This window comes from Serratia sp. PL7, from assembly GCF_945957435.1.
Genome location: NZ_CAMFLB010000038.1, coordinates 56,518 through 62,864 on the forward strand (window position 1 = coordinate 56,518; position 6,347 = coordinate 62,864).

A 6,347-nucleotide genomic window follows, 5' to 3' on the forward strand; every position below is an offset into this window, starting at 1 on the left:
CCAAAACCTATACCGATGAACGTGCTTCATTATCGGTACCCGGCCAAGGGAGCCTAAATGTTCAAACCTCTGTTTACCGCTGCCATTCTGGTGGCGCTTTTCATACCCATCGCCCATGCTAGCAGCGTCAATATTGATTTGCTGCCGGGGGTCTCACTGCAGATTGGTGACCAGGACAAACGGGGCAATTACTGGGACGGTTACGACTGGCGCGATCGCGATTGGTGGCATGGCCATCAGGGGCGTGATTTAGGGGAGCGCAGCCGCCGGGGCTACTATTGGGATGGCTATCGCTGGCGTGACCGCGATTACTGGCAGAAAAATTATTACTATCATGATGGCCGCTACCGCAAGGCCGATAAATACTATTACAAAAAGTATAAAAAACAACATCATAAGAACAAACATCATCACGAAAAACACCATCACGATCATGATGATTGACCCCTCACCCCAACCCTCTCCTACAGGGAGAGGGAGCCGATCGGCATCGTCATCAGGTACAGAAGTCAACCTGTATCACGTTTATCCCTTCTCCATAAGTGAGGGTCGGATGAGAGGAACTATCCTAAAGCAGGTTGCTGATCAGCAGATAACCGTTTAGCCCAACCACCACCAACACAATCAGTTTACCGAGATTCTGAATCAGACGACCGTTGACCATATCCCCCATCAGTTCACGGTTGCCGGTAAACGCCAGCAGCGGCACCAACGCCAGGGCAATACCAAAGCTCAGCAGTACCTGGCTCAAAACCAGAATACGCGTCGCATCCATCCCCATCATAATGACAATAAACGATGGCATCATGGTGACCACCCGCCGTACCCAGATAGGAATATAGAAGCGGACAAAGCCCTGCATCACCACCTGCCCTGCCAAAGTACCTACTACGGTAGAAGAGAGACCTGCTGCAACCAGGCTCAGGCCAAAAATGGTGGCCGCCGCATTGCCGAGCAGGGGCTGCAACGTCAGGTAGGCTTGGTCAAGATCGGTAATGCCGCTGTGGCCGTTGAAATGGAATGCGGCAGCGGCGGTGGCCATCATCGCCAGGTTAACAAAACCGGCAATGGTCATGGCGATCGCCACGTCCAGCTTGGTGGCCGAATAGCGTTCTGCTTTAGAGTCTTTACCGGCGGTCTGCGTCAGCGAGGAGTGCAAATAAATCACATGCGGCATGATGGTTGCCCCTAGCACCCCCGCAGCAAGAAACACCGCGTCACCGTTTGGCAAATCCGGGATCGCCATCCCTCTAAGTAACCCGCTCAGTTGCGGCTGAGAAAATACCAGTTCTACTATATAGGCCATCGCCACAAACAGCAGCAGGCCGCCAATCACCAGTTCCAGTGGCTTTTGCCCGCGTTTTTGCAGCATCAGGATCAGGAAGGTGGCAATACCGGTGAGGACTGCGCCCTGCAACAGCGTTACCCCTAGCAGCAGTTTGAAACCGATCGCGGCACCGATAAACTCGGCCAAGTCAGTAGCCATCGCGATAATCTCCGCCTGCACCCAATAGGCCCAGACGGCAGGGCGCGGAAAGCGATCGCGGATATGTTCGGCAAGGTTTTTACCGGTAGCAATACCGAGTTTGGCAGACAGCAATTGGATCAGCATCGCCATGACGTTGGCCCATACCACCACCCACAGCAGCGTGTAGCCAAAAGAAGCGCCAGCTTGAATATTAGTGGCAAAATTACCGGGGTCGATATAGCCGATGGCGGCGATAAAGGCAGGCCCCATCAGAGAAAGTTTGATCTTTCTGGACGGGCGGCTGGAGGAAGTATTGTTAACCGCGCGACTGTTCAGCATAGCGAAAACCCTTACTAATTTAGCTCACCTTCATCTTTACTTAAATGATAATGATTATCAAGTGCATTTGCAGCGATAATGGTTATCTCTGCGATAGCCAAAAACGAAGGTTTTATCGAACAGATCGCATGAAATCCTGGCGTTTCCATCTACTCTGGATCACAAGGTTCAGAGCGGATCACGCTTGATAATAAAAGTAGCACAAAAATGCCACGAACACGCATATTTATTAACATCTTGATCTTTGGTGCTTTGCCGTCATAGATTAGGACTATCTCCACTATGATTTTCCATATTTGCTATGAATGTCTCGTTTTTAAACTTGGCGTTACATAAAATGACAACCGAAATTCAGCCTGCCTCAAATTTGGAGCAAACATGTCCCATATTGCGCACTTTGCGTTAGCGTTAGTGGTGGTTGCGATCCTGGCCCTGTTAGTGTGCCGCGATCGTAAAAACATCCGCATCCGCTATGTTATTCAGTTGTTGGTTATTGAAGTATTACTGGCCTATTTCTTCCTGAACTCAGAAGCAGGTTTAGGCTTTGTAAAAGGCTTTGCAGCAATGTTCGACAAGTTGCTCGGGTTTGCGGGGCAAGGGACTGATTTTGTGTTCGGCGGGATGGGTGACAAAGGTCTGGCCTTCTTCTTCCTGAAGGTGCTGTGCCCAATCGTGTTCATCTCTGCCCTGATCGGTATTCTGCAATACATCAAAGTACTGCCGTTTATCATCCGCATCATCGGGACCGTGCTGTCTAAAGTGAACGGTATGGGCAAACTGGAATCCTTCAACGCCGTCAGTTCGTTGATCCTGGGCCAGTCTGAGAACTTCATTGCCTACAAAGATGTGCTGGGCAAGATGTCAGAAAAACGCATGTACACCATGGCCGCTACCGCGATGTCGACAGTTTCCATGTCTATCGTTGGTGCGTACATGACCATGCTGGATGCCAAGTATGTGGTGGCAGCGCTGGTACTGAACATGTTCAGCACCTTTATCGTCCTCTCACTGGTCAACCCTTATGACACCAGTAAAGAAGAAGAGCTGCACCTCGGCAATCTGCACGAAGGCCAAAGCTTCTTTGAAATGCTGGGTGAATACATTCTGGCAGGCTTCAAGGTGGCGATTATCGTTGCCGCGATGCTGATTGGCTTTATCGCCCTGATTGCCGCGCTTAACGGCCTGTTCAGCGCCATCTTCGGCCTGAGCTTCCAGGAAATCCTGGGCTACTTCTTCTATCCATTTGCCTGGGTCCTTGGCGTGCCTAAGCACGAAGCGTTGCAGGTTGGCAGCATCATGGCCACCAAGCTGGTTTCCAACGAATTCGTCGCCATGATGGAACTGCAGAAAATCGGTGCTGAGCTGTCCCCACGCAGCATGGGCATCCTGTCCGTGTTCCTGGTGTCCTTCGCCAACTTCTCTTCTATCGGTATCGTAGCCGGTGCGATTAAAGGGTTGAACGAGCATCAGGGCAACGTGGTTTCACGCTTCGGCCTGAAGCTGGTTTACGGCTCAACTCTGGTTAGCCTGCTGTCAGCGGCCATCACAGGCCTGGTTCTGGGCTAACAGCTTTAGAATCGACAAATTTTAGTCTTAAGACGCCCGATGAAGTTTATCGGGCGTTTTTTATTTGATGGCCCAATGACAATACTGCTCGAACTGAAGGGGAGGAATAGACACAACATGCGGCGGTGTTCTTACAGCACAAAAGCAAAAAGCCGACCCTTGGGTCGGCTTTTCAAATGGTGGTGGAGCTAGACGGGATCGAACCGTCGACCTCTTGCATGCCATGCAAGCGCTCTCCCAGCTGAGCTATAGCCCCACAAAAGTGGTACGCGTTAACCGTGCGTTACGGTATTCCCCAACCTTCCTGAGATAAAAGGTTGGTGGAGCTAGACGGGATCGAACCGTCGACCTCTTGCATGCCATGCAAGCGCTCTCCCAGCTGAGCTATAGCCCCAATCCACAATCACGAAATCCTGTGAACGGGGCGCATAATATGAAACCCCAGAAACCCTGTCAACGGCTAAATTGAATTCCTCGATCAAGCGCTGAAAAAGCCGCCAAATCAGCGCGTTTAATGCTAAAAAACCGCCGCTTTGGGCACAAAATAAACCGGCAAGAAAAAAGCCCCGCGAATCGCTTCGCAGGGCTTTGTCGGTTTAGCTGGCAACTAACGGTCAGGCTTGCGCTTCACGCTCGGCAATATAAGCCAACGCCTGATCAATACGCTTGAGGGAGCGAGCCTGGCCGATAGCATGTACGGTAACGTCCATGCCCGGTGACTGGCCAGCGCCAGTGACCGCGACGCGCAATGGCATCCCTACTTTACCCATGCCCACGCCCAGTTCGTCTGCGGTGCCCTGAATGGCGTCGTGCACGTTTTCTGGCGTCCAGTTGGTAATAGCGGCCAGTTTGGCGCGCACGGCCTCCAGCGGCTGGCGTGCGACAGGACGCAGGTGCTTCTTCGCCGCATCGGCGTCGAACTCACTGAAGTCCTGGTAGAAGTAGTGGCAAGACTCCGCCATCTCCTTGAGGGTTTTACAACGCTCGCCCAGCAGTTTGACCAGATCTTTCAATTCCGGGCCGTTACGGGTTTCAATCCCCTGCTGCTCAACATGCCATGCCAGATAGACCGCCACTTCTTCCGCTGGCATATGGTTAATGTAGTGATGGTTCAACCACTGCAGCTTTTCGGTGTTGAAGGCACTGGCGGATTTGTTGATCGCATCCAGGGTGAAGAACTCTTTCATCTCGTCGATAGAGAAGATTTCCTGATCGCCGTGGGACCAACCCAGACGCACCAGATAGTTCAACAATGCCTGCGGCAGGTAGCCGTCATCGCGGTATTGCATCACGCCAACGGCACCATGGCGTTTGGACAGTTTTTTACCGTCATCACCCAGGATCATCGACACGTGAGCATATTCCGGCACCGGTGCCCCCAGCGCTTTCAGGATGTTGATCTGGCGCGGTGTGTTGTTGATATGGTCTTCACCACGGATCACGTGGGTGATTTCCATATCCCAGTCATCGATCACTACGCAGAAGTTATAGGTTGGCGCACCGTCAGTACGGCGAATGATCAGATCGTCCAGCTCCTGGTTGCTGAATTCGATCGGGCCACGGATTTTATCGTCAAAGATGACCGAGCCTTCCTGCGGGTTACGGAAACGCACAACGTGTGGCTCGTCATCTGTGTGGCTGCACTGGCTATCACGGCAATGGCCGTCATAGCGTGGCTTCTCGCCGTTTTCCATTTGCTTCTCGCGCAGCGCTTCCAGGCGTTCTTTCGAGCAATAGCACTTATAGGCCGTTCCCTGTTGCAGCATTTCATCAATCACCGCATTGTAGCGATCGAAACGCTTGGTCTGGAAGTACGGACCCTCATCCCAATCCAGGTTTAACCAGTTCATGCCATCCATAATTGCGTCGATAGCTTCCTGGGTTGAACGTTCGAGATCGGTATCTTCGATACGCAATACAAACTCACCGCCGAAATGGCGGCTGAACAACCAGGAATAGAGCGCAGTACGGGCGCCGCCGACGTGCAGATAGCCGGTCGGGCTTGGGGCGAAACGGGTTTTGATTTTCATTGGGTTCACTGCCTTATTACGCAACGCGTGTCAGCGGAGTGCCGACGATTGCTCGGAATGTAAAATAGTGGACGACATTCTACCACTCCATGCTAATTCCTCAACGCCGACACGCTATCGGCCGCTACGCTTTGCGGCCCACTACGCATGATACTGTGTAAAGAATCATCCTGGTCGGCGATAAATATCGCATCCTGTCTAAATTTGCGGCGAACGATTGAAATCATTTTAAAAACCGTTGACTCACTTTCAACTATCCCTATAATGCGACTCCAACAAGACGGGGTGATTAGCTCAGTTGGTAGAGCATCTCCTTTACACGGAGGGGGTCGGCGGTTCGAGCCCGTCATCACCCACCATCTTGTTAACGCAGTAAGAAATGAGAACAATGAGGGTGATTAGCTCAGTTGGTAGAGCATCTCCTTTACACGGAGGGGGTCGGCGGTTCGAGCCCGTCATCACCCACCATCATTCTCTCATTTGGTAGTATCTGGAAGTCCTGAAGTGGGTGATTAGCTCAGTTGGTAGAGCATCTCCTTTACACGGAGGGGGTCGGCGGTTCGAGCCCGTCATCACCCACCATTTCAGTTTCAGACAGCAGTAAACCACATTCGTGGGTCGTTAGCTCAGTTGGTAGAGCAGTTGACTTTTAATCAATTGGTCGCAGGTTCGAATCCTGCACGACCCACCATCATTTAGAAAAAGGCGCCTTTAGGCGCCTTTTTCGCATGTGCGCTCCCCACAAGAGTACCGTCTCCCTCAGCACATACGCAAAGAAGGGTCGTGTGGGTGAGAACCTGCGTTCAGGTTCGAGTCTCGCTTGCGAGACAACGGCGGCGGCCGGTCATCCTGCACGACCCACCGTACAGGTGCCAAATGCTCGCCCCCTACTTCTTTTGACCTCCCCGGCAACCGCCTCCTCAGCCAACGGTGATATCTCCCTC

At 52.2% G+C, this 6,347-nt stretch carries 4 protein-coding genes and 6 tRNA genes; 6 read left to right on the forward strand and 4 right to left on the reverse strand.

All coding sequences use genetic code 11. The features are described 5' to 3' along the window. Positions 1–57 precede the first annotated feature (57 nt). Positions 58–444, forward strand: a complete 387-nt coding sequence (locus tag N6G83_RS50850; RefSeq protein WP_024527146.1) for a DUF2502 domain-containing protein — start codon at positions 58–60, stop codon at positions 442–444. Positions 445–568: 124 nt separating this feature from the next. Here the strand turns inward: N6G83_RS50850 and N6G83_RS50855 are convergent, their stop codons facing one another. Beyond that, positions 569–1,807, reverse strand: coding sequence for an Nramp family divalent metal transporter (locus tag N6G83_RS50855; RefSeq protein WP_024527145.1), 1,239 nt, complete (start codon positions 1,805–1,807; stop codon positions 569–571). Positions 1,808–2,185: 378 nt separating this feature from the next. Between N6G83_RS50855 and N6G83_RS50860 the strand changes: the two genes are divergently transcribed. Then, positions 2,186–3,373 carry a NupC/NupG family nucleoside CNT transporter gene (locus N6G83_RS50860; protein ID WP_021178662.1) on the forward strand — a complete coding sequence of 396 codons (1,188 nt, stop codon included), beginning with the start codon at positions 2,186–2,188 and terminating at the stop codon, positions 3,371–3,373. Positions 3,374–3,553: 180 nt separating this feature from the next. On the opposite strand, the gene N6G83_RS50865 is transcribed toward N6G83_RS50860, so the two are convergent. The 3 genes from N6G83_RS50865 to gltX form a co-directional block, all read right to left on the reverse strand. Beyond that, a tRNA-Ala gene (locus N6G83_RS50865) sits at positions 3,554–3,629 on the reverse strand. Between the two features lie 62 nt (positions 3,630–3,691). Next, a tRNA-Ala gene (locus tag N6G83_RS50870) sits at positions 3,692–3,767 on the reverse strand. Between the two features lie 220 nt (positions 3,768–3,987). Then, on the reverse strand, positions 3,988–5,403 hold the full coding sequence (gene gltX, locus N6G83_RS50875) for a glutamate--tRNA ligase (protein ID WP_024527144.1): 1,416 nt from the start codon (positions 5,401–5,403) through the stop codon (positions 3,988–3,990). Between the two features lie 283 nt (positions 5,404–5,686). On the opposite strand from gltX, the gene N6G83_RS50880 reads away from it, so the two are divergent. The 4 genes from N6G83_RS50880 to N6G83_RS50895 all read left to right on the forward strand — a co-directional run bounded on the left by N6G83_RS50880 (position 5,687) and on the right by N6G83_RS50895 (position 6,094). After that, positions 5,687–5,762, forward strand: a tRNA-Val gene (locus N6G83_RS50880). 33 nt (positions 5,763–5,795) lie between these two features. After that, a tRNA-Val gene (locus N6G83_RS50885) sits at positions 5,796–5,871 on the forward strand. A 38-nt stretch (positions 5,872–5,909) separates the two neighbouring features. Then, positions 5,910–5,985 (forward strand) — tRNA-Val (locus tag N6G83_RS50890). A 33-nt stretch (positions 5,986–6,018) separates the two neighbouring features. Further along, positions 6,019–6,094, forward strand: a tRNA-Lys gene (locus N6G83_RS50895). Positions 6,095–6,347: the final 253 nt, after the last annotated feature.

Excerpts from the sequence above, each read along its gene's own strand:
- N6G83_RS50850 (WP_024527146.1), top strand. The coding sequence starts at position 58 with ATGTTCAAACCTCTGTTTACCGCTGCCATTCTGGTGGCGCTTTTCATA.
- N6G83_RS50860 (WP_021178662.1), top strand. The coding sequence starts at position 2,186 with ATGTCCCATATTGCGCACTTTGCGTTAGCGTTAGTGGTGGTTGCGATC.
- N6G83_RS50855 (WP_024527145.1), bottom strand. The coding sequence starts at position 1,807 with ATGCTGAACAGTCGCGCGGTTAACAATACTTCCTCCAGCCGCCCGTCC.
- gltX (WP_024527144.1), bottom strand. The coding sequence starts at position 5,403 with ATGAAAATCAAAACCCGTTTCGCCCCAAGCCCGACCGGCTATCTGCAC.